Below are 20,955 nucleotides of genomic sequence, written 5' to 3' on the forward strand. Positions count from 1 at the left end.
AAACATCAGGCTTAATTTTTCGCTATATTCGCTTATTTTTCAGCAATTACCAAGCTTTTTTTAGAATAGTTTTGAGGTCTTCTAAGCTGGCTTCTTTAGGATTATAAATAATCGATCCATCATTCAGTGCTTTCTCTGCCACTTCATCTAATTGAGCTTCTGTCACCTTGCCAGTTTCACTCAAAGTACGAGGTAATTTGGTCAAACTAAACAAGCGGTCACGCATGGCTAAAAGTGTTGAAATGGCTTTTTCAGCGCGGAGGTTGGCCGGCGTTTGTGCATAAATATCAGGGCCAGCCAGTGGTAATAGCAATTCAGCAATCTTATCGCCATTTACTTCTTTGTTGTATTCCAACACATACGGCAGGAATAAGTTCATGCATAAGCCGTGGGGCAGGTGAGCGACTGCACCCAGTGCATGACCTAATGAATGCACTAATCCAACCATCGAATTCGAAAATGCAATTCCTGCCATCGTAGAAGCTTGTGCAAGTTCTAAGCGACCATGTGCATCGCTGGTATTATCTAATACACCAAATAAGCTATTGCTAATTTTCTTGATTGCGGCAGTTGCATAGGCATCTGAAATCGGGTTCGCCGCCATGCACGTATAGGCTTCAATGGCATGCGTCATCGCATCCATCGCTGTCATCGCCGTAAGATGGGGTGGCAAAGTTTGCGTCATACGTGGGTCAAGAATTGCCGCATGTGGCATCAAATAATTCGATGCAAAGGCCATTTTTACATTCTTTTCAGGGTCAGAAACCACAGCGACCATAGTCACTTCTGAACCTGTACCCGAGGTTGTTGGAATCACAAAAAATGGTTTTAACGGTTTTGGTAAGTTGTGCGCACCTGAGTATTTCAGTAAGTCATCGCCACCTTCAGACACCAAGATATTGGTTGCCTTAGAGGTATCAATGACTGAACCGCCACCGACTGCAATAATGGCATCACATTGGTTGTCGCGGTAAAGTTGAGCCGCTTTACGTACGGTTTCTAAACTTGAGTCTGGCGGTACATCATCAAATATATAGCCAATTACCGTCTCGGTACTTTCAAATGCCGCTTCAATCGGTGCAAGTAATTGGTTACTGCGAACGCCTTTGTCGGTAATGATCATGGGGCGTTTAGCACCCAACGTAGACAGTTCAAATGGGATGTGTTCTAAAGCAGCATGGCCAGCAATCACTTTTACAGGACAGAAAAATTCGTAATATGGTTTAGCCATGTGTTATGCGCTCCGTTTTAAATAAGACTGGGCTACTTTTAAATAAATATTTGCAGCACCACTGAGTTTTTCTTTTAGGCTTAAATGTGTTGGATATTCTTTGACAGCCAATTCAGCCACCAATTTAGGTAAAATTAATGCTTCCATTTTGTTGAGACAACGCACCAGTCGGATCGCATAAGACAAATCACCATCGGCTATCATGCGGTCATTGGCAAAGGCTTGTGCGGTACTTTCTTGAAATGAGAAGACCAAAAAGGCATGACTCAAATGCTTAAACGTAATGGTTAAGTCCGGCTTTTGAGTGCCGGGTGTGAGGAGTTTGAGTTGGTGGTCTTCCGTGACTTGCGCGACAAATGCAGCACCATTAGGAAAAACGTTCATAGATAAAATAAAATTAACTGGAAATTTAGAAACTTCTTGTTTAATTTCTTCATCGACCTGGCTCGCCATGACCAGACCTCTACCAATCACATCCATCATGAGTTTGACATAGGCCTGCTGGAGCGCGGGTTTAACGGATTTAGTTGCAATCACGTGTACATCCCTTATCTATAATTATTAAATTTAGAGCTTTTACTCTAAATTATTTTATTTGAGAAAGCAAAGTCTTTTATAGTTGTTTGACTGTTACGTCTTTAAAGTAACCACTGTTTTTCAAAGTATCAATGATATCGACGCATAAGTTTTCAAATTTAGGGTAATCCTGTACTAAATCTTGTATGCGCACCATTTCCAATCCTGCATAGCCACATGGATTAATGGTATGGAAACCAAATAAATCGCAATCAATATTCAGTGCTAAACCATGATATGAGCGGCCTTTACGAATTTTAAAGCCCAATGAACCAATCTTTCGTTCATTGACATAAACACCCGGCGCATCAGGCTTGGCATAAGCTTGAATATCATATTTGTTCAGCAAATCGATCATGAGGGTTTCGGCATACGAAACCAGTGTACGAACATTCCAGCCCAAACGGTTTAGGTCAAACATGAAATAAGCCACCAATTGACCCGGCCCATGCCAAGTGACTTGTCCACCACGGTCTGTTTGTACCACAGGGATGTTACTTTGCACCAAAATATGTTCAGGCTTACCAGCTTGCCCCTGAGTTAATACGTCGGGATGCTGTAATATCCACAGTTCATCAGGGGTGTTTTCATCGCGCTGTTCAGTGAGTGTTTTCATCTCTAAAAAGCGGTCTGCATAAGGGGTCAGGTGGTTATATTGACGAATAATTAATTCGGGTTTTTGAACAGTTTCAGTCACGTATTTCGTGTCCTTTTCTATCAAAGTTATGTATGGATTATAATGAATTAAGCGTACAAAAGGGGGTTAAATACTGAATACTTGAAGGGATCACTATTGTATTTAGACATAAAAAAACACGCTCTAAAGCGTGCTTTTTTAATTGCATCAACAGAATTACAGCGCAGTACGAATGTGTTTACAAGCTGCTAAATCCGCATAGACCGCATGTACTTGTTCTAACTCTTCGAAACGTAATTGAGCAGTAATTGAATGATATTTACCTGTGCGAGATGGCGTCACCGTCATTTTGCTGCCATCAAAATCAGGAAAATGTTTAACAAAAATTTCATTCACTGCTAGGCGAAGTTCTTCACCTGCATTACCAATCAATTTAATTGGGTAGTCCATAGGGAAGACCCAAAGATGCTCTTGCAATTCACGTGAAGGAGCGCGATTAGTCATATCAGTCATGGGACACCTCATTATTTAAAAATACCTGCAATGAGCAGGTATTTGGAATCATTTGCTACATGCTCATAATATGGGGCAGAAAACCCCATATTCAAGCCTGCATTGTCCTAGTTATAGGTTAGTCATTCTCAAGGAATGAACGCAAATGCTCTGAACGTGATGGATGGCGAAGTTTACGTAAAGCTTTCGCTTCAATCTGACGAATACGTTCACGTGTTACGTCAAACTGCTTACCAACTTCTTCTAGAGTATGGTCTGTTGGCATATCGATACCAAAACGCATTTTCAAGACTTTTGCTTCACGTTCAGTCAAGTTTTCAAGAACTTCACGTGTTGCTTCTTTTAAGCCTTCAGACGTTGCAGCATCAATCGGAGAGGTGATGTTGCCGTCTTCAATGAAGTCACCAAGATGGGAATCTTCATCATCACCAATTGGTGTTTCCATTGAAATTGGTTCTTTCGCGATTTTAAGCACTTTACGAACTTTCACTTCGTCCATTTCTAGACGTTCACCTAATTCTTCAGGTGTCGGTTCACGACCCATTTCTTGAAGAAGTTGGCGAGATACACGGTTGATCTTGTTAATGGTTTCGATCATGTGTACTGGAATACGAATAGTACGTGCTTGGTCGGCAATCGAACGTGTAATCGCCTGACGAATCCACCAAGTTGCATAAGTAGAGAACTTATAACCACGACGATATTCGAATTTATCCACCGCTTTCATCAAGCCGATGTTACCTTCTTGGATCAAGTCGAGGAATTGCAAACCACGGTTGGTGTACTTTTTCGCAATCGAAATTACCAAACGTAAGTTGGCTTCAACCATTTCCTTTTTCGCACGGCGAGCTTTTGCTTCACCAATCGACATACGTTTAGAAATGTCTTTGATGCCTTTAACATCTAAGCCAAGTTCTTTTTCGATGTCAGCGATTTTTTGTTGGAATGCAAGAACGTCAGGGCGGACTTTTTCAAGATAGCCTTTCATTTCTGCAGGTGCTTTAGCAATTTGTTCATCTAACCAAGCAAAGTTAGATTCTTGACCTGGGAAAGACGTACGGAATTGAGTACGGTCCATACGACCACGACGTACGGCATAACGCATGACTTCACGTTCAGAAGTACGGATTTGGTCATGGGTATTACGAATCAAATCAGAGATGATGTCGAATAAACGTGGCGTGAATTTGAACATCATGAACACAGTTGCAAGTGCTTCAAGTGCAGCAGCAGCTTCTTTACTGTTACGCCCATGTTTTTCAATTGCAGCTTTAGTGACTAACCATGCTTGTTCAAGCTCAGTGAAACGTGCTTTAGCAATTTCAGGATCTGGACCAGATTCGCCTTCAGAATCATCATCACCTTCAGACTCTTCTTCTTCATCGTCATCATCAAGTTTGACATCTTTAGTTGGCTTGTTGGTTGACGCTTCATCTTCATCGATCTCAGAATCATCTTCATCGATCACTTCTGGGATGGCTTCGTCAGATTCTGGATCTAAATAACCAGAAAGAATATCAGCTAAACGGCGTTCACCCGCTTCATAATCTTTATATTCTTGTAATACAACTTCGACTGCATTTGGCCAATAAGCAATAGAATGTAAAACGTCACGAATACCTTCTTCGATGCGTTTTGCAATGCTAATTTCGCCTTCACGTGTCAAAAGCTCAACTGTACCCATTTCGCGCATATACATACGCACAGGGTCAGTGGTACGACCGGGTTCATTTTCAACAGATGCAAGTACAGCAGCGGCTTCTTCTTCAGCAACTTCGTCAGTCGCTTCGCTGCCACCTTCAAACATTGTATCATCAGTTTCTGGTGCACGATCATGTACCGGAATACCCACGTCATTCAACATCTGAATGATGTCTTCAATCTGTTCACTTTCAGTGATTGAGTCCGGGAGATGATCGTTAACCTCGGCGAAAGTTAGGTAACCTTGCTCTTTGCCTCGGCTAATCAGAGCCGCTACTTGAGAAGTAGGGGAAGTCATATCGCTCATCTTTGCTTACTCTTCGTTGAATCTGTGGCAGTAAAAAACCGTGCATTTTAGCACGATCGTCTCATTAAATCTTGTTAATAGCTGACTTATCCCATTAGGACGGTACAGCATCAAGCTGTCCAATGAGATATTAAAAATTTAAATTCAGTAATTTAGGTGGGGCTGAAATTGTTGTTTTCAAGTTCATCCCATGCATCGATTATTTTACGAGCCATCTTTGACTGTCATAAAAATGAAGGACGCAGGGTGGATTATATCATGCCACAGGTTTTGGTAAGAAAAAAAGACCTATTTTTAAAGTTTAGTTGTTAAAAAAACAAATAAAACTTGACAATATTTTATATCCCATATAAATAGCGGCTAGACCCCTTCAATTTTTTTCATTATGAGGTAGTTTTGGTGTCTTCTACAGATTTTGAACTAGATGATAACTACGGTGATGATGATGTGAATTTCGATGAGGCCAGTGCAAAAACTAGCGCGAAAGAATCGTTAGAAAAGCGCCGACTTATTGATGACCTTCTGGCTCAGCGCCGTCTTGAACGTGAGCTTAAAGATTTCGATTACGACATCGACGATGACGATGATTTTGATGACGAAGAAGACTAAATAGCGATTTAGCATAGCGCTTGAAAATGCTATGCTTACGCATTAAGTTTCTAACTCTGGATTTGAAATGAGTGCTTTAGATTTAGACCTTTTGAGTGACTATCTAGACGGCGATGACAACGAGCATGGTCTAGATTTTGCAGCGACTCATGGTTTTTTATGTGCAATTGCAGTAGGCCCAGCTTTTGATAAATGGCTAGACGAACTTTTTGATAACAATCAGAAAAAAGTACCTGCTGAAATTATTGCACAAGTAAAAGCATGGCTCGAATCGATTCGTCAGAATCTTGCCAATGAAGATGGTATTGAATTTCCATTTGAAATTGAAGAAGCCGATGTTGAATCAAGTCTTGGTGACTGGAGTGTTGGCTTCGTTGATGCCATGTTCCTAAACGAAGATGCATGGTTCACCGACGAGTTTGAAGAACAATTGGTAGATTTAACTTTGCCAATCATGGTGTTCAGCGGCATTGATGAAGAAGATCCACAAATGGAATCTTTCCGTCGTAATGGTCAGTTGATGGATGAACTTGCAGAAGAAATCCCAACCAATTTGAACGAATTATATTTGATGTATCACACACCAAATTAATTTCGACGAAATTTAAAAAAAGCACCTTGGGGTGCTTTTTTTAGCGCTATACCTTTTCAATTCAAAGTTAGTCTAAAGGCTTAACTACGTTTGGCTTTTAAGAAGCTCTTTGCCATCCATCCAAAAGATAAAGCCAACATGAGATAATGGATGAATAAGGTAAAGCTGATAGCAAGCAGCCAGACCCAAGCGGGTAATTGCGTTAGCGCCATTTGAATAAAGGCTTGGGTTTCAGGGAATATTAAGAGACAAATGACTGTAGCAACGACACTGATGAGAACCGAAGCTAAAATACAGCTCCAAATCAAAGTTCGCTTTTCTAACTTATTTGGCACTCGCTGATGGTCTTTAACAAAGCTAGATGCTGCAGCAAGACCGCCCACGATGAGACAGGTAATAGATGAACCACCGGGTAAATCAAAGAAAGATTCGATGGCTGCGACAGCAACCATGGCGAGGGCATAAGCAATGCTAAATGTGATGATGTATTTTTTCATTATTTAATGTTCATGTTTTCGTTTTATAAAGAGCGAGTATAGCTTGCCCGAAGTTTCTTCACTGAATTTTAAGTTTCAGTGAAGGGTATTGATTCAAATTCTAACGGAATAAGTTAAAAAAAATTTATAATTTTTTAGCGCAGTAGTCTGCATACCAACCGTAGGCAATATGAAATATCGTGCCATGAATGGCGACCATGCAGAGCATAACTACAGCAGTTAGCCCAATGCCTGCATTATCCACAGACTTCATAATGCTTTCGGCATTGGGATTCATCAGCACCAAGAACAGCACAAAAAAGCTACCAATGATGATTGCAACGGCACTGGAGCCCCAAACCAGTTGGATCTTTTCATGGTTGCTAGGCACACGTTGTTCTTTCTTTACAAAATGCCCAACGCTGATTAATGCACATGCCACCAATGTAGGAATTAATGTAATACCACCAAGATTTAATCCAAAAATTAATACGGTAATCAAAAGCACCAAGGCGATGCTATAAACAGCAGCAAAGTGTAGGAGATAGTGTTTCATTTAAGCCCCAAAACAAAAAATTAACGAGGTCGACGTTTATGTCGACGGTACAAAATCCAACTAATAATGATGACTGTGATCAGAATAATCACATGGCCAACTTTACTAAATATTTGCTGCATTAACTGCTGATTTTCACCTAAATAAAAACCCATACAAGCTAAAAAAGTGGTCCAAATAATCGTGCCTAAACCACTATAAAACATGAACTTCCAAAATGGCATGCGGCTCATTCCCGCAGGAATACTAATGAGAGAACGCACAGCTGGAATCATCCGGCCAAAAAATACAATGCGGTGACCGTATTGCTCAAACCATGCTAGAGATTTTTTTACATCTGCCGATTTGATAAATAAATACTTTCCATAGCGATCGACGAAGTGAAAGATGGATTCATGCTTAAATTTATAACCAATCCAATATAGCAATGCAGCCGCCAGTAAAGAGCCGACACAACCTGAAATAATGACACCAATGAGCAGTAGTTGACCTTGGGAGGCAGAATAGCCAGCCGAGGGCATAATGATTTCTGAGGGGATTGGGGGGAAGACATTGTCAAGGAACATGAGTAGGGCAATACCGAGATAACCCAATTGTTCCATGATTGAAATGATCCATTCAGTTAAAGTCATGGTAGCCAAGGCAGAGAAAAGGTGTATTTATCCTATGTTGAAAAGCGCAGTGGGTAAAGTTCAGTTTTAGATATTCCTGAAATCACCTAAGCAAAAACAATAAATATTGAGTTCATCTTGTATTAAGTAGCATGTAGGCTTAATTAGAAGGAACATGTAGGCTTAATTAGAAGGAAAATGTATTAATGCGTGATGGCATTAAGCAATGCTGAATGATATAAGATTGAAGAATTGAAAGGCTTGGATCATAGTTTTTATAGTATTGAGTGTACGCTGTTCAGTTTGGATTTTATTTTTGATTTTTGGCGCTTTAGCAGCCTTAAAAATCGTTTTATGTACTGAACAGCGTAGGACAAAGTTGCAATAAGTAGCGTTGCAAGGTGCATAAATTAATCATCATGTTCCATATTTAACAGTGTGTGAATATAGACTTGGCGTAAGCTCAGAGATAAAGCAAATGGAATCACACAAAGTCCAAGAATGTTGAGCATAGTGGGTTGTAAGTGCAATGTATAAGCAATAAATAAGGCAAAAATTGCACCAATGCATGTAGCAATACTGACTATCAAAATATGCGACTGTTGGTTAAGGAGGTGTTTTAATTCTCCTACACTTTCTTTTACACGGGGAGCGGGTAAAGCAAGGCGCCTTGAGGTTGCAATTGGAGAGTTGATTAATTTTGGCATAATGCTTTCCTTTTCAATTATCTATAATGATTTTCTCGGATCAATTGATCAGAATAAGCATAAATGCGCGAACTGATTCTCGTAAATAACCAGATATAGTTATTTTGTCAAAAAAATTAAGTCACTGTTGAGAATGCGTAAAAAAAGCCCTAAAAATAGGGCTTTTATTTATATATCGTTACAACAAATTTTGCTTAGAGACGCTTACGTTTTGCTGCCACAATTTGTGATTGACGCATACGGAAGCCTGCTTTTTGCTGTTCAGTAGTTTTGTCGATACAGTATTTGCATGATACGCCGTGTTCGTAGCTCGGAAGTTCAACTTCAGCAGGAGCCAGTGGCCAACCGCATGCGTGACATTTGATATTTTCGCCTTCTTCCATACCGTGAGTGACAGCAGTACGACCGTCAAATACGAAACATTCACCTTCCCACATGCTTTCTTCAACAGGGGTTTCTTCTAAATATTTTAAGATACCGCCTTTAAGGTGATAAACCTCATTAAAGCCTTCTTGAAGTAAAAGTGAGGTTGATTTTTCACAGCGAATACCGCCTGTACAGAACATGGCAATTTTCTTATCTTTATGCTGCTCAAGCTCTTTTTTCACGTATTCAGGGAATTCACGGAAAGTCTCAGTTTTCGGGTCAATCGCACCCTTAAATGTACCTGCTTTGTACTCATAGTCGTTACGTGTATCAATTAGGATTACGTCATCACGTGTAATTAGTTCATTCCATTCTTTAGGATCAAGATAGTGACCGACTAAATCACGTGGTTTCACTTCCACACCTAAAGTCACGATTTCTTTTTTCAGTTTGATCTTCATTTTACGGAATGGTTTATCCGTACTATGTGATTCTTTGTATTCCATCGCATTAAAGCCTTCATTGAGAAGGAATTGATGGATGATATCTACAGATTTACGGTCACCGGCAACCGTACCGTTAATACCTTCACCTGCCACAATTAGAGTACCGCAAAGGTTGATGGTTTTTACCAAGTCTAAAAGACGTTGTTGAAGATCGGCAGGATCTTGAACTTCTTTGAATTGATAAAGTGCGGCAACAACCCAACCAGAGGTCGCTTGCTGTTCTACAGGTGCAAGCTGTTCTACAGTAGCGTTCATGGAGTACTCCAAATGAATAAACAGGATAAAAATTAAGGCGCACATTCTACCGTGATTTGGATGAATAAGCGAGTAAAGCGATGGCTTTTAACCACACATTTGATCATAACTTCATTTCAGTAGTTTTAGCGTGTATAGTCATGCCGAGTTGTTTTTATCCCATAAATATTGATTGAATGGAGCCGGTTTTGAGTACTGATCGTCGAATTGCCTCGTTAACCCCATGTGCAGGGCGTTGTTCTACGGTATTTGGTGATTCAGTCTGTCGTGGTTGCCGCCGCTTTAACCATGAAGTCATAAAATGGAATACCTATACAGCAGAGCAACACACGGCCATTTGGTGTCGTTTAGATGCACAATTAGATCAAATTTTAATACCGATGTTGCCGCAAGCAGATATCATCCATGTCGAAGGCTTTGTCTTGTCTAAGCGAGTTCGCTTACGTCCAGATGCAAGCAAAGGCCGTAAACTGTATCACGCACTCAAGCTCTGCGAAAAAAACCGTCATTTCACAGATGAAAGTGGACTCGGGATACATTACAAACAGGTGCGACCGTTGTGGGATGAATTTGAACGTCGTGTTTTAGCACTCGCCACAGCCAGCTATGATTTGGCATTTTTAAGAGCAGATGCCATTCGCTTGCATTTATTGCAAAACATGGATGAAGAGGACTAAGTCCTCTTTTTTTATTTATGAAATTTATCGTGATGTAAAAAAAATAAGTGAAGGAATCTCAGCGTGAATTATTCGGAGTACTTTTTATATTGTGTGGCAGTCATCGTAATGATTGCAACACCTGGACCTGTCATGCTGTTGGTCGCAAGTTCAGGTTTACAAGGCGGATATAAAAAGGCATTTCAAACCATTGTCGGGACAAATTTTGCGTCACTGATTTTGATTGTGCTGTCAGTGTGTATTTTAAAAGGCATTTTAAATGTTAATGCGCATTGGCTCGATGGCATCAAAATACTGGGTTGTTTATATATTGCTTATATTGGATTTGATATTTTAAAAGAAGTAACTATACAGCCCACTGCACAATCTCTGCAGTTAAAAGCGGCACAAGGGGGCTTTAAGCAAGGACTGATCGTGGGGATTTCAAATCCTAAGGATATTATTTTCTTTGCTTCATTTTTTCCGCAGTTTGTAGGAATTACTCCTCATCTTGATCTGAGTTTAATTGTGTTGACCCTGAGTTGGATCGTTTTAGATTTCGCAACTTTGTCTTTGGTGTATTTATCTTTTCATCGATTGTCGAAATCACGCTGGTATAAAAAATTGTTGGCACTGTGTGGGCTGATTTTAGTGGTAGTTGCCATCTACGGGATCTATAGCATATTCACGGTTTAATTCTTAACTTGAAATGTGCAGTAAAAAATAAAAAAGGCTGATTCAATCAGCCTTTTTATGAATGTGTAGAGCTTTAATTAATTCGCACTAGAGATTGTGCTGTAAACGATATTGCACAATTTCTTCAATGGTGAGTACAGTCAAATGATGGGTTTGTGCATACGCTAAAACTTGTACGCCATTGGCCATTGTGCCGTCTGGGTTGGTTAATTCACACAAAACACCTGCAGGTTTTAAACCGGCCAGACGTGCCAAATCAATAGTCCCTTCAGTATGTCCACGACGGGTCAATACGCCGCCTTCACGCGCACGTAAAGGAAAAACATGACCCGGACGGTTTAAGTCACTAGCAACAGCACCATCTTTAATTGCGGCTTTGACTGTAGTTGTTCGGTCTTTTGCTGAAACTCCAGTAGTAACACCTTCCGCAGCTTCAATGGTGACGGTAAAGGCAGTTTTAAAATGGCTAGAGTTATCAGACACCATGGGTGGAAGTTCTAAATGATTAGCCTGAGCATCGGTTAAACACAGGCAGACAATCCCTGAACCGTCACGAATCATACGTGCCATGGTTTCTACAGTCAGTGTTTCTGCAGCAACAATCAGGTCGGCTTCATTTTCACGGTCAAAATCGTCCATGACTAAAACTGGTTTACCTTGACGAATGTCTTCTAAGGCTTGCAGCATGCGCTGTTCTGCAGGTGGAAGGGCAGAAAAGAAAATTTCGGGTTGAATTAAACTAGACATTGAAACGCTCGCGTAAATTTTAGATACGGTTGAACATTTCAGGACATGTGAAATAGTGGCGTTACGATATATATTGAAAATGATCAATGATATAGAGATGTGACGTCGTCTTCTTTCATCCGGACTATACCGTCGGCTCAGGTATTGCACCTGATCTGCGAATCGCGTTTAAACGATTGGCTCGTGGGCTTTTTGTAGGGCTTTCAACCCAGCAAATTTACCACCGGTGGGGAATTTCACCCCGCCCTGAAGCGATGTGTCTTGAGTATAGACCTGTTTGAGTGATGATGGGGGATTATTGCTTAGAATCATTTGCAAAATTTTAGATAAGTAAATTTATAAGATTGGATTTGTAAGCATTTATATAAAGTGTGTCAAAGCATGCTATCGTGCCGATAAATCAACCATGATTGCATAATGATAAAAAATGACCGCTCCTCAGCATTCTCAGCAGCAGAATATAAAGCTGCATCGTTCACAGTTAGATCAAGAGTTTTCAACAGATCTGTTCCAAGATGTACAGGTCATTCGGTATCTGCAAGTGATCGGTGTTGCACTGATAGCTGCCAGTTTCGTGTATTTGATCGCGGCAAACTGGTTGATGTTACCCAAATTTATTCAATTGGCAATTCCAATGTTGCTGTTGGTACTTAGTGCTGTGACGAGTGTATATTTTGCAAGGCATGCTTGGATTCAGCAAAGTTTAGATACTTTAAGCGGTTTGTTGCTTGGATTGTGTTTGGCTGTGATTGGGCAGGTCTATCAAACAGGTGCAGACAGTTATCTGTTGTTTTTGGTGTGGGCTTTGCTGCTTTTACCTTGGTTATATCGACCGAATATCGGAGTCTTTACGCTACTGTGTTTGATCAGTCAATTGGCATTATTTTTATATTTTAAACAAAGCTATTTAATCGTTGATCATTCATGGTGGTATTTACTCTGCATGAATATATTGACGGTAATATGTGTGACGTTTTGTTTGAAATATTATGCTGCGCTGCGCTTTGTATTTATAGCATTCATTACACTAATGTCGATGTATTGCATGTTTTTATACTGCGGAAATGGGGCAGAGCAGTATCAATGGCAATATTTAATTTTTGCATTGTTGCTTCCAATTTATCTGATTATCTATTTTTATCGACAACATCGTGCATTAGAAACCAGTTTACAAGCTGCAGGTCTCGCCGCGAGTTTCAGTATTTTGATTTTCCAATGGGCAGAACATATTTTATCTGACTCGAGTGCAGGATTGTTGGTTTTTGCCTTGCTGATATTTGCTTGGTTTGCGGTGATCAGTTGGGCACTGATGAAATTTCTGCCACAGACTAAATTTGCGGTTATTCCTTTAGCGATTGGGGCATGGTTCGCAGGCATTATTTTATCGAGCTTATTGCTGACCTATTGGAAGGCGTTTTCAATCGTCATGGGCTTAGTTTTTGTGGCTGTGGCTTGGTGGTTGATTCGACGAGCTAAAAGTATCTTTAGTCGCCAATTTGCTTACTGCTTATGGGTATGTGGCCAATCTGCGGTCTTCATACATACAGAGAGCTTGACCGATAGCATTGGGTTTATTTTAGTATTACAAATTGGTGTTATCTTGCTCTGTTTGTTTAGTCGAATGCATTGGTTTATTGTTTTTATTCAACTCATTGCAGGATATGGCCTTGCAGTGGCCACACTATTTGATGCCGATCTTTTTATGAGCGATGAACATGTCATCTTAGCTGTGACTGGATTGAATTATATTCTACTGATTTTCTTGCTCGGGAGTGCAACAGCGTGGTTGCACACGATGTATCGAAAAAGTGTTGTGTTATGGATGTTATGCATCGTATTGGCGGGTGTGGTATTGCAAACTTTGTCAAATAACGTTCTACAGTTTGAACAGACCCAACATGGCGTTCTTGACCTGTTTATCGTTTATCTACTGCCTGTGGTTTGGCTTGGCCTTTACATCGCAAATCAGAAAAAACAGGCGGGGAGCGAAAAATGGCCGTTACTGCTATTGGGCCTTGTACTCATTGCGATGGGTTATTTTGAAATTTTCTTGTTATTGGTTTTATTGGCATGGGCGCAGGTTTATCAGCAATCTTTGGTTAAAGCCCTTTGCATCGTGTTGATCATTTTTAGCTTATGGATGCTGTACTACAATTTGGGTCTGAGTTTTTTATTGAAAAGTTTAACGATTTTGATCTCTGGTCTTTTGCTGCTTGGCATCACCAAGATGTTATCTGCGAAACAGCTTAAACAAGTGGGAGGAGCATGATGAACATACTCAATAAAAAAATGCTTCCTATTGGTTTAGCTGTACTCAGTATTCTTTTATTTGTATTGATGATTGCACGTCATGAATGGCATCTGGCAAACAGTCAGAGTATTTATGTGAAGCTGCAACCCGTCGATCCGCGCTCTTTGATTCAAGGGGATTATATGGCCTTGAATTATCAGCTCTATTTTGGTGGTCTACCTTCTGTAGAGCAATCTGCCAATGGGCAGGCTGCCAAAGCGAACAAAGAAGAAAATGTACACCGTGACTATTTTGCCGATCAAAAAAGTATTGTGAGTTATGCGCAGCTTGATGCACAGCGTAGAGTGATTCGAACCAGTTTCAACCCAGAGTTACTAGCGCAGTATCCAAGCTCATCCACAAAACTGGTGCTCAAAAATCCTGACGATAGATTTGAGGGTTTATATCCCGCTGCGAGCAGTTTTTTATTTGCTGAAGGCTTGGAAGCGTGCTATCGCGATGCGCAATATGCAGAGCTAAAGGTACAAGAAAATGGTCAGCCTTTGTTGGTGGGGTTGGTCGGAGAGCATTTACAGCCCTTTGATTGTAAACAAAATCAAGCATGGTGGAAGGGCCCGAGAGCAGGGTAGACAAATAAATTGAGCTGTTGAGTTGTATGTAGTGATATGCGTCTAATACTGAATTTTCGTAATCAATAATGCATATTTCAGCCATAAAAAAGCCCGCAAAATTGCGGGCTTTTTAGAATCTTTAAATGCTTTAACTTATGCAACTTGAACTGGAATACAGTTCGCTGTGTGGTTCACAGTGTTGTTTGGGTTCGCGTAGACTAAACGTGGCTTATGTGCATTTGCTTCAGCTTCTGTGAAATCGCCAAAAGTTGCGATAATCATCAAGTCGCCAATATCTGCTTGGTGAGCAGCACCGCCATTTACAGAGATAATGCCAGAACCTTCTTCACCACGAATGGCGTAAGTGGTAAAACGCTTACCATTAGTCACGTTCCACATATGAATTTCTTCATATTCACGGATACCGGCTAAATCTAGAAGAATACCGTCAATTGCACAAGAACCTTCATAATGTAATTCTGCTTGTGTAACGACGCAACGGTGGATTTTAGCTTTTAATAAACGAGATAGCATGGCTAGCGTCTCCTTGGTAGACCTAAGATCGTATCTTATGGTGGAACAATCTCTTGAATGCTGGGTGAGCAGTCAAATGCAAGCGCATTTTGCTCTGAAATTATTCAGATGGCAATAAGTATTGTTCAACAATTTGTGGAATTGTCAGTTCTATTTGTAAGCATTGATCTGGTTCATGGCTTGCTGAATCTCACCACTTACCAACAATTTAGTACGTGATAAGGCATGTGCAATAGCATCATCCATTAAGCCTTGTTCACTACTTGGTGCTTTACCTAAGACATGGCCTGAGACACGTTCTTTAGAACCTGGATGACCAATACCAATACGTAAACGATGGAAATTTGGACCAATATGCGGGACGATATCGCGTAAACCATTATGACCACCATGACCACCGCCAGTTTTCAGGCGAATGACACCAGGGTTCATATCAAGTTCATCGTGTGCGATAAGCATTGCTTCAGGAGCAATTTGATAGAATTTGGCGAAGGGAACAACACTTTGACCAGAGAGGTTCATAAAGGTTGTAGGTAACAGCAGACGAACGTCTTGACCTTCGATATTACCACGACCACTGATGCCTTTATATTTAGGATCAGCTTTGAGTTGGATGCCATATTGTTCTGCAAGGCGTTCTACAAACCAGAAGCCTGCATTATGGCGGGTTTGGGCATACTCAGAACCTGGGTTACCCAAACCAACAATCAGTGAAAGTTTACTCACTCATTTACACCATTTAACACTTATGCGCGTTTGAAGTCAGCGTGCATAGGAGTGTTTTTAGCTGGGTGACGTTGTAAAGCTTGGATTTTAACGCTTTCAGCTTTACCGTCGATGTTGATTTCAACAACTTCTTCAAAGAATGCGTTGTTTTCTAAAGCTTTAACAAGTTCGCGAAGTTCCAAAGTAACTGCTACAGGTTCAGCTGCACCACCGTAGATGATTGCTGGTACTTTATTTTGAAGACGAAGGCGGCGGCTCGAACCTTTCCCTTGTACTGCTTCTTCACGTGCTACTGCATTTAATACGAAGTTTGCCATGATAGACATTCCTATTTAAGTTTAATTGACTAGACCTTCGACCAGTCTAGTGATAGAAAGCCCCACCAAAAGGCAGGGCTTTTAAATTTAGCGCTATATTATAGATAAGAATCGAACATTGCGCTAATAGATTCTTCGTTATTAATACGACGAATTGTTTCAGCAACCATACTTGCAACTGAAACTTGGCGAATCTTACCAAGAGCTTGAGCTTCTTCTGAAAGCGGAATAGTGTCTGTTACAACCAATTCGTCAATCACAGAGTTTTTCAAGTTTTCTAAAGCTTTACCAGAAAGTACAGGGTGAGTTGCGTAAGCAACAACTTTTCGAGCACCAAAAGTTTTTAGTGCGTCAGCAGCTTTACACAATGTACCTGCTGTATCCACCATATCATCAACGATGACACAGTCACGGCCTTTAACGTCACCGATCAAGTGCATTACTTGAGATTCATTCGCTTTTTGACGGCGTTTGTCGATGATCGCAAGATCGATATCACCCATTTGCTTAGCTACAGCACGCGCACGTACTACACCACCAACGTCAGGAGAAACAACCATTAAGTTGTCGTGTGACTGTTGACGAAGATCTGCTAAAAGTGCAGGAGTACCGTAGATGTTGTCTACAGGAATATCGAAGAAACCTTGGATTTGGTCAGCATGAAGGTCGATCATGACAACGCGGTCAATACCAACAGTTGTGAGCATATCTGCAACAACTTTTGCTGTAATTGGCACACGGCTTGAACGTGGACGACGGTCTTGACGAGCATAACCAAAATAAGGAATGACAGCAGTGATACGACCAGCACTTGCTCGACGCAAAGCATCAGCCATAACTAAGATTTCCATAAGGTTATCGTTAGTTGGAGCACAAGTTGGTTGTACGATGAATACGTCTTTACCACGAACATTTTCAGTAATTTCGACAGCGATTTCACCGTCAGAAAATTGACCTACAGATGCAGCACCTAGAGGGATGTGAAGGTGGCTAACGACTTTTTGGGCGAATTGTGGATGTGCAGATCCACTAAAAACGACAAGATTGGGCATGAAGCACCCTTGGCGGTTGGCAAATTGGAGAATTAGATGGCAGGGGCGGCTGGATTCGAACCAACGGATGCCGAGATCAAAACCCGGTGCCTTACCACTTGGCGACGCCCCTAATGCGGCAGAACTTTAATATTTTTACAGTATTTTGTCAAGTTGAAACAACAAAGATACTGCAAATTATGCTCTGTCTTTTTTGAAGTAAATGGCAGGGGCGGCTGGATTCGAACCAACGGATGCCGAGATCAAAACCCGGTGCCTTACCACTTGGCGACGCCCCTAAATTGATGAAATAGCGAATAAAGTAAATGGCAGGGGCGGCTGGATTCGAACCAACGGATGCCGAGATCAAAACCCGGTGCCTTACCACTTGGCGACGCCCCTAATACTTTACAGCAATTACATCTACAGGTGAAAAATGATGGCAGGGGCGGCTGGATTCGAACCAACGGATGCCGAGATCAAAACCCGGTGCCTTACCACTTGGCGACGCCCCTATATCAAACTTCAAAATGACGTAATGGTGATTCTTGCAAACTGCGAACCAAGTAAGATTTACATGGTGCATTTTTCAATATGTCATCAATATTCATATTTTCAGTCACTTCAGTAAATACACAAGCACCTGTACCTGTAAGCTTTGCTGTACCGAACTGATCTAAGTACCGCATTGCTTCATCGACTTCGGGATATAAGCTTCGTGCCACAGGCTCAAAGTTATTTCCAAAATCAGATGGCGTTTCCTGATAGCCGCAAAATTTAGTGGGCTTTGAGTCTCTTGTCAACGTTTTTTGTGAAAAAAGCAGTTGAGTGCTGATAAAACAGTCAGGTTTTAACACAATGTACTGTTTTTGAGCTAAATCTATGAATGTTAAGTGTTCACCGATACCTTCTGCCCATGCATTTAGACCATGTACAAACACGGGAACATCTGCCCCAAGTTGTAAGCCGAGTTCTGCAAGTTGTTCGGTATTTAAACCACATTTCCATAGTTGATTGAGCACGATTAGGGTGGTGGCTGCATTGGATGAACCACCACCGAGCCCTGCACCCATGGGAATATTTTTTTCAATGTAGATTTTTTGTGCAGTTAGTGCTTTAGCAAACGGTTTGAGTATTTGAGCAGCACGATAAATTAAATTTTGCTCTAGATTAACGCTGTTTAAGCCCTCAATTTGAATAAAATTTTCATCAGCAGAATTTGCAAGTGGGTGAAATTCCATCCAATCCGATAAATCGATGAGCTGAAAAATCGTTTGTAATTCGTGATATCCATTAGGACGTCGGCCAGTAATGTGCAAAAACAAATTGAGTTTTGCAGGAGAAGGTACACGAATCACAGAAGTCATAGCTCAGCTTTTAGGCAAATTAACGATTTTGAATCACCATTGTAATACGGTTTTCCTGACCGGATTCAAGTGCTTGTTTTAAAATTAACTTGTTCGGTACCGTCGCAGTCTCGTTATAGCTCAGGTCTACGGTCCAACCATCTTCAATAATCTGTTGTGGACGCTGCGCAGTATCGCGTTGAATTTTTGCTTGTGTGGTTGCAGGGCGCGCCTGTACCCAGTCGATGAGGTGGGTAATGGGAGCTTGCCAACCGGTAGCACGTTCCAGTAATTCTTCAGGTGTTTCTGCTTCAATTAAACCGGTTTTTGCACTGTTTAACTGAACTTGACCAGGTTTACCGTTGATTTGAGTTTTTCCAACACCTAATATGCCACTCAGTTCGATATCATATTCATTGCGGTCTTGAACCCAAGTAAAAAAAGCACTTCCTGACTGTTGTGGCGTGCGCACACCAATCTTACCTTGTAAGTTGAATTGATTTGCAGCGACCTCTTCAGGGCTAGGTTGAGCGGGTGTTTTAACATATTGCTGACAACCGGTAAAAAATAAAGCGCAGCAGGTCAGGGCAGATACCCCAAATTTTGAAGATACTTGCATAAAGTCTTTTTAACTCTTTTTCATGGGTTGGGGTAACAATAACGAATGTAGTTGCTCTAATTGCGGATCATTCGGATGTTTTTGTTGGAGTTGTTGTAACAACGCGTCAAATTTATTCATATCACCTTGCATGAAGACTGATCGTGCATAGCGAATGCCAATTTTTAAACTATTACTCAGTTCATACGCTTTGGCCAAAACAGATGCAGATGTACTAAAATCATTTTGCAAATAACAAATATAACCGAACGTATCTAAGATTGAAGCTTGCTCAGGAGCATATTCTAAGGCATGTTCGACGTATTTTCGGGCTTCATCTAAGCGTCTATTTTGTACCGCCAAGGTATAGGCATATGCATTTAAATAGGTCGGGCTATTGGGTTCAATTTCAAGTAATTGTTTTAGTAATTGGTCGAGTCTATCTTTATCTTGATGGGCGTCGAGCAGTAGAACTTCGGCATAAATGAGCTCAGGATCTTCGGGCAAGTTTCTTACCGCTTCATCAAGCAAACGGACTGCTGCTTTTTTATTGTTCATGCGTTTTAAAATATCTGCCTGAGCAAGATATAAGAAACTGGCATGTTGAGGATAATTAACCCGCTCTTGGGTTAAAAAGCGCAGTGCATCATGCAGCTTATTTTGCTGGCTAAAAATGCTGATCATATTGCGCCGTGAAACTGTATAAAGACTGCCATCAACAAGGCGATAATAGGCTTTTGCCGTTTCATAATGCTGTTTGCGTTCAGCATTTACTGCGAGATAGTAATACGCTTCATTTTGGTATTTGCTCGAATAACGTAACTCCACCAAATACTTTTCGGCTTTTTCATAAAGCTCTAAGTCAATACTGGTCAAACCTGCCATAAATAGCGGTTCTTCAGCAGATGGCCATTTCTTTAGTATATCTTCGAGTTTTTCTAGACCTAATTCTGACTGATTGATTTTAATTAAATATTTTGCTTCTGCTAAGCGAACTTCCATATTGTTGCGGTGTTTACGGCTGGATTTTTCGAACCATTTTAAGGTTTCTTCTTCATCACCTAACGACATAAGTAAATTGGCTTTCATTAAGATATAGCCAGTCACTTTCGGGCGTTTTTTCAGTGCTAAATTAATGGTGTCTAAGGCATCAGCAAAGGCACCATTTTGAGCTTGTAAACCTGCGACTAAGACCAAAATAGAAGGGTTGGTTTTTTCCTTGCTAGCGGTCAGTGCTTGAATCAGATAAGCGCGATCTTCCTCTGATTCAGGGGAAATACCCGCCAAAATTTGTTCTAAATCTGCATTTGGGTCAATGGTTAAAATTTTATCAAGTGTTTCGGCGGCAAGCTCATATTCATGGGCTTTCAAAGCAATATGTGATAAATAAAATAATGCTGGTACATCTTCAGGTTCTTGCACAACCCAATGTGTAGCAATATCTAAGGCTGCTTGTAAATCATTTTGCTCAATAGCAACGTTTAAAGCACGCTGTTTGACCATGGTGGATTTGCTTTTGATTGCAAGCACGGTGTAATTATGAAGCGCGGTTGGGATGTCGTTATAAGCTAAGGCAAATTCTGCAATCATACTTTGTTTAATTGCATCATATCCTGAATTTGCATGGTAAACTTCTCCCACGGCCCGAATTGGGGCAGTAGAAGCCATGCTACCAACAAGTAAGAATGTGGTAGAATACTGCTTTATTGTCTGGCCGTTCAGTCGGCTATTTGTTAGACGCAATTTTTCTTGATCCAAGTAATGCTTTTTATGACGCCGATAATGCACAATAGCATAAA

24 protein-coding genes, 4 tRNA genes and 1 riboswitch are annotated in these 20,955 nt (G+C 40.8%); of the genes, 6 read left to right on the forward strand and 22 right to left on the reverse strand.

The features are described 5' to 3' along the window. Positions 1–46: 46 nt before the first annotated feature. From FTV04_RS07335 to rpoD, 5 genes are all read right to left on the reverse strand, one after another. On the reverse strand, positions 47–1,231 hold the full coding sequence (locus FTV04_RS07335; RefSeq protein WP_111885299.1) for an iron-containing alcohol dehydrogenase: 1,185 nt from the start codon (positions 1,229–1,231) through the stop codon (positions 47–49). A 3-nt stretch (positions 1,232–1,234) separates the two neighbouring features. Then, entirely contained in the window at positions 1,235–1,768 is a 534-nt protein-coding gene (locus FTV04_RS07340) for a hypothetical protein (protein ID WP_180007582.1), read from the reverse strand. A gap of 76 nt (positions 1,769–1,844) precedes the next feature. After that, positions 1,845–2,504: a lipoyl(octanoyl) transferase LipB gene (gene lipB / locus FTV04_RS07345; RefSeq protein WP_180007583.1), complete on the reverse strand. Its 660-nt coding sequence runs from the start codon at positions 2,502–2,504 to the stop codon at positions 1,845–1,847. A 156-nt stretch (positions 2,505–2,660) separates the two neighbouring features. After that, complete coding sequence (locus tag FTV04_RS07350) at positions 2,661–2,948, reverse strand: YbeD family protein (RefSeq protein ID WP_078191448.1); 288 nt, start codon at positions 2,946–2,948, stop codon at positions 2,661–2,663. Between the two features lie 127 nt (positions 2,949–3,075). Continuing rightward, complete coding sequence (gene rpoD / locus FTV04_RS07355; protein WP_078192191.1) at positions 3,076–4,965, reverse strand: RNA polymerase sigma factor RpoD; 1,890 nt, start codon at positions 4,963–4,965, stop codon at positions 3,076–3,078. A gap of 399 nt (positions 4,966–5,364) precedes the next feature. Between rpoD and FTV04_RS07360 the strand changes: the two genes are divergently transcribed. Together FTV04_RS07360 and FTV04_RS07365 are read left to right on the forward strand one after the other, a co-directional pair. Next, the gene (locus FTV04_RS07360; protein ID WP_078191373.1) at positions 5,365–5,574 is read left to right on the forward strand and encodes a PA3496 family putative envelope integrity protein; all 210 of its coding nucleotides are present in this window, start codon (positions 5,365–5,367) and stop codon (positions 5,572–5,574) included. Positions 5,575–5,641: 67 nt separating this feature from the next. Next, on the forward strand, positions 5,642–6,166 hold the full coding sequence (locus FTV04_RS07365) for a YecA family protein (protein ID WP_078191372.1): 525 nt from the start codon (positions 5,642–5,644) through the stop codon (positions 6,164–6,166). A gap of 80 nt (positions 6,167–6,246) precedes the next feature. Here the strand turns inward: FTV04_RS07365 and FTV04_RS07370 are convergent, their stop codons facing one another. The 5 genes from FTV04_RS07370 to FTV04_RS07390 all read right to left on the reverse strand — a co-directional run bounded on the left by FTV04_RS07370 (position 6,247) and on the right by FTV04_RS07390 (position 9,643). Further along, positions 6,247–6,663 carry an ABZJ_00895 family protein gene (locus FTV04_RS07370; RefSeq protein WP_180089143.1) on the reverse strand — a complete coding sequence of 139 codons (417 nt, stop codon included), beginning with the start codon at positions 6,661–6,663 and terminating at the stop codon, positions 6,247–6,249. 124 nt (positions 6,664–6,787) lie between these two features. Beyond that, positions 6,788–7,198, reverse strand: a complete 411-nt coding sequence (locus FTV04_RS07375) for an ABZJ_00895 family protein (protein ID WP_078192189.1) — start codon at positions 7,196–7,198, stop codon at positions 6,788–6,790. A gap of 20 nt (positions 7,199–7,218) precedes the next feature. Further along, positions 7,219–7,830: a DedA family protein gene (locus tag FTV04_RS07380; protein ID WP_168378111.1), complete on the reverse strand. Its 612-nt coding sequence runs from the start codon at positions 7,828–7,830 to the stop codon at positions 7,219–7,221. Between the two features lie 389 nt (positions 7,831–8,219). Continuing rightward, positions 8,220–8,516: a hypothetical protein gene (locus FTV04_RS07385; RefSeq protein ID WP_078192186.1), complete on the reverse strand. Its 297-nt coding sequence runs from the start codon at positions 8,514–8,516 to the stop codon at positions 8,220–8,222. A 194-nt stretch (positions 8,517–8,710) separates the two neighbouring features. After that, a complete protein-coding gene (locus FTV04_RS07390; RefSeq protein ID WP_111885306.1) occupies positions 8,711–9,643 on the reverse strand; it encodes a rhodanese-related sulfurtransferase in 933 nt (310 codons plus the stop codon). Positions 9,644–9,831: 188 nt separating this feature from the next. Between FTV04_RS07390 and FTV04_RS07395 the strand changes: the two genes are divergently transcribed. Next, positions 9,832–10,320: a DUF1289 domain-containing protein gene (locus FTV04_RS07395; protein ID WP_168378110.1), complete on the forward strand. Its 489-nt coding sequence runs from the start codon at positions 9,832–9,834 to the stop codon at positions 10,318–10,320. Between the two features lie 63 nt (positions 10,321–10,383). Then, complete coding sequence (locus FTV04_RS07400) at positions 10,384–10,995, forward strand: LysE family translocator (protein WP_180089144.1); 612 nt, start codon at positions 10,384–10,386, stop codon at positions 10,993–10,995. An 87-nt stretch (positions 10,996–11,082) separates the two neighbouring features. On the opposite strand, the gene ribB is transcribed toward FTV04_RS07400, so the two are convergent. Next, on the reverse strand, positions 11,083–11,742 hold the full coding sequence (ribB, locus tag FTV04_RS07405; protein WP_078191365.1) for a 3,4-dihydroxy-2-butanone-4-phosphate synthase: 660 nt from the start codon (positions 11,740–11,742) through the stop codon (positions 11,083–11,085). Between the two features lie 103 nt (positions 11,743–11,845). Next, a riboswitch (FMN riboswitch) is annotated at positions 11,846–11,999 on the reverse strand. A gap of 170 nt (positions 12,000–12,169) precedes the next feature. Between ribB and FTV04_RS07410 the strand changes: the two genes are divergently transcribed. Both FTV04_RS07410 and FTV04_RS07415 read left to right on the forward strand, forming a co-directional pair. Further along, positions 12,170–14,011 carry a DUF2157 domain-containing protein gene (locus FTV04_RS07410; RefSeq protein WP_180089145.1) on the forward strand — a complete coding sequence of 614 codons (1,842 nt, stop codon included), beginning with the start codon at positions 12,170–12,172 and terminating at the stop codon, positions 14,009–14,011. Next, positions 14,011–14,622, forward strand: coding sequence for a GDYXXLXY domain-containing protein (locus FTV04_RS07415; RefSeq protein ID WP_180089154.1), 612 nt, complete (start codon positions 14,011–14,013; stop codon positions 14,620–14,622). Before FTV04_RS07410 ends, FTV04_RS07415 begins: the two co-directional genes overlap by 1 nt. 135 nt (positions 14,623–14,757) lie before the next feature. On the opposite strand, the gene panD is transcribed toward FTV04_RS07415, so the two are convergent. The 11 genes from panD to FTV04_RS07470 form a co-directional block, all read right to left on the reverse strand. Next, the gene (gene panD / locus FTV04_RS07420) at positions 14,758–15,138 is read right to left on the reverse strand and encodes an aspartate 1-decarboxylase (protein ID WP_078192181.1); all 381 of its coding nucleotides are present in this window, start codon (positions 15,136–15,138) and stop codon (positions 14,758–14,760) included. A 150-nt stretch (positions 15,139–15,288) separates the two neighbouring features. Next, positions 15,289–15,864, reverse strand: coding sequence for an aminoacyl-tRNA hydrolase (gene pth / locus FTV04_RS07425; protein ID WP_168378106.1), 576 nt, complete (start codon positions 15,862–15,864; stop codon positions 15,289–15,291). A gap of 20 nt (positions 15,865–15,884) precedes the next feature. After that, positions 15,885–16,181 (reverse strand): 50S ribosomal protein L25, encoded by a 297-nt coding sequence (gene rplY, locus FTV04_RS07430; RefSeq protein WP_078192179.1) that lies wholly within the window; start codon positions 16,179–16,181, stop codon positions 15,885–15,887. A gap of 98 nt (positions 16,182–16,279) precedes the next feature. Continuing rightward, positions 16,280–17,233 carry a ribose-phosphate pyrophosphokinase gene (locus tag FTV04_RS07435; RefSeq protein WP_078191360.1) on the reverse strand — a complete coding sequence of 318 codons (954 nt, stop codon included), beginning with the start codon at positions 17,231–17,233 and terminating at the stop codon, positions 16,280–16,282. Positions 17,234–17,270: 37 nt separating this feature from the next. Beyond that, a tRNA-Gln gene (locus tag FTV04_RS07440) sits at positions 17,271–17,345 on the reverse strand. A 91-nt stretch (positions 17,346–17,436) separates the two neighbouring features. After that, positions 17,437–17,511, reverse strand: a tRNA-Gln gene (locus tag FTV04_RS07445). Positions 17,512–17,539: 28 nt separating this feature from the next. Then, positions 17,540–17,614: transfer RNA gene (locus tag FTV04_RS07450), tRNA-Gln, on the reverse strand. A 38-nt stretch (positions 17,615–17,652) separates the two neighbouring features. After that, positions 17,653–17,727, reverse strand: a tRNA-Gln gene (locus FTV04_RS07455). Between the two features lie 3 nt (positions 17,728–17,730). After that, positions 17,731–18,570 carry a 4-(cytidine 5'-diphospho)-2-C-methyl-D-erythritol kinase gene (ispE, locus tag FTV04_RS07460; protein ID WP_180089155.1) on the reverse strand — a complete coding sequence of 280 codons (840 nt, stop codon included), beginning with the start codon at positions 18,568–18,570 and terminating at the stop codon, positions 17,731–17,733. Between the two features lie 28 nt (positions 18,571–18,598). Then, complete coding sequence (lolB, locus tag FTV04_RS07465; RefSeq protein ID WP_180089146.1) at positions 18,599–19,177, reverse strand: lipoprotein insertase outer membrane protein LolB; 579 nt, start codon at positions 19,175–19,177, stop codon at positions 18,599–18,601. Positions 19,178–19,186: 9 nt separating this feature from the next. Next, entirely contained in the window at positions 19,187–20,899 is a 1,713-nt protein-coding gene (locus tag FTV04_RS07470) for a hypothetical protein (protein ID WP_180023231.1), read from the reverse strand. Between the last annotated feature and the right edge of the window lie 56 nt (positions 20,900–20,955).

This window comes from Acinetobacter sp. YH12219, assembly GCF_013417875.1.
Taxonomy (GTDB): domain Bacteria; phylum Pseudomonadota; class Gammaproteobacteria; order Pseudomonadales; family Moraxellaceae; genus Acinetobacter; species Acinetobacter amyesii.

Bases quoted from the DNA above. Each gene is read 5' to 3' on its own strand.
- FTV04_RS07335 (WP_111885299.1), bottom strand. From the start codon at position 1,231: ATGGCTAAACCATATTACGAATTTTTCTGTCCTGTAAAAGTGATTGCT.
- FTV04_RS07350 (WP_078191448.1), bottom strand. From the start codon at position 2,948: ATGACTAATCGCGCTCCTTCACGTGAATTGCAAGAGCATCTTTGGGTC.
- rpoD (WP_078192191.1), bottom strand. From the start codon at position 4,965: ATGAGCGATATGACTTCCCCTACTTCTCAAGTAGCGGCTCTGATTAGC.
- FTV04_RS07365 (WP_078191372.1), top strand. From the start codon at position 5,642: ATGAGTGCTTTAGATTTAGACCTTTTGAGTGACTATCTAGACGGCGAT.
- FTV04_RS07370 (WP_180089143.1), bottom strand. From the start codon at position 6,663: ATGAAAAAATACATCATCACATTTAGCATTGCTTATGCCCTCGCCATG.
- FTV04_RS07375 (WP_078192189.1), bottom strand. From the start codon at position 7,198: ATGAAACACTATCTCCTACACTTTGCTGCTGTTTATAGCATCGCCTTG.
- FTV04_RS07380 (WP_168378111.1), bottom strand. From the start codon at position 7,830: ATGACTTTAACTGAATGGATCATTTCAATCATGGAACAATTGGGTTAT.
- FTV04_RS07385 (WP_078192186.1), bottom strand. From the start codon at position 8,516: ATGCCAAAATTAATCAACTCTCCAATTGCAACCTCAAGGCGCCTTGCT.
- FTV04_RS07390 (WP_111885306.1), bottom strand. From the start codon at position 9,643: ATGAACGCTACTGTAGAACAGCTTGCACCTGTAGAACAGCAAGCGACC.
- ribB (WP_078191365.1), bottom strand. From the start codon at position 11,742: ATGTCTAGTTTAATTCAACCCGAAATTTTCTTTTCTGCCCTTCCACCT.
- FTV04_RS07410 (WP_180089145.1), top strand. From the start codon at position 12,170: ATGACCGCTCCTCAGCATTCTCAGCAGCAGAATATAAAGCTGCATCGT.
- FTV04_RS07415 (WP_180089154.1), top strand. From the start codon at position 14,011: ATGAACATACTCAATAAAAAAATGCTTCCTATTGGTTTAGCTGTACTC.
- panD (WP_078192181.1), bottom strand. From the start codon at position 15,138: ATGCTATCTCGTTTATTAAAAGCTAAAATCCACCGTTGCGTCGTTACA.
- rplY (WP_078192179.1), bottom strand. From the start codon at position 16,181: ATGGCAAACTTCGTATTAAATGCAGTAGCACGTGAAGAAGCAGTACAA.
- FTV04_RS07435 (WP_078191360.1), bottom strand. From the start codon at position 17,233: ATGCCCAATCTTGTCGTTTTTAGTGGATCTGCACATCCACAATTCGCC.
- lolB (WP_180089146.1), bottom strand. From the start codon at position 19,177: ATGCAAGTATCTTCAAAATTTGGGGTATCTGCCCTGACCTGCTGCGCT.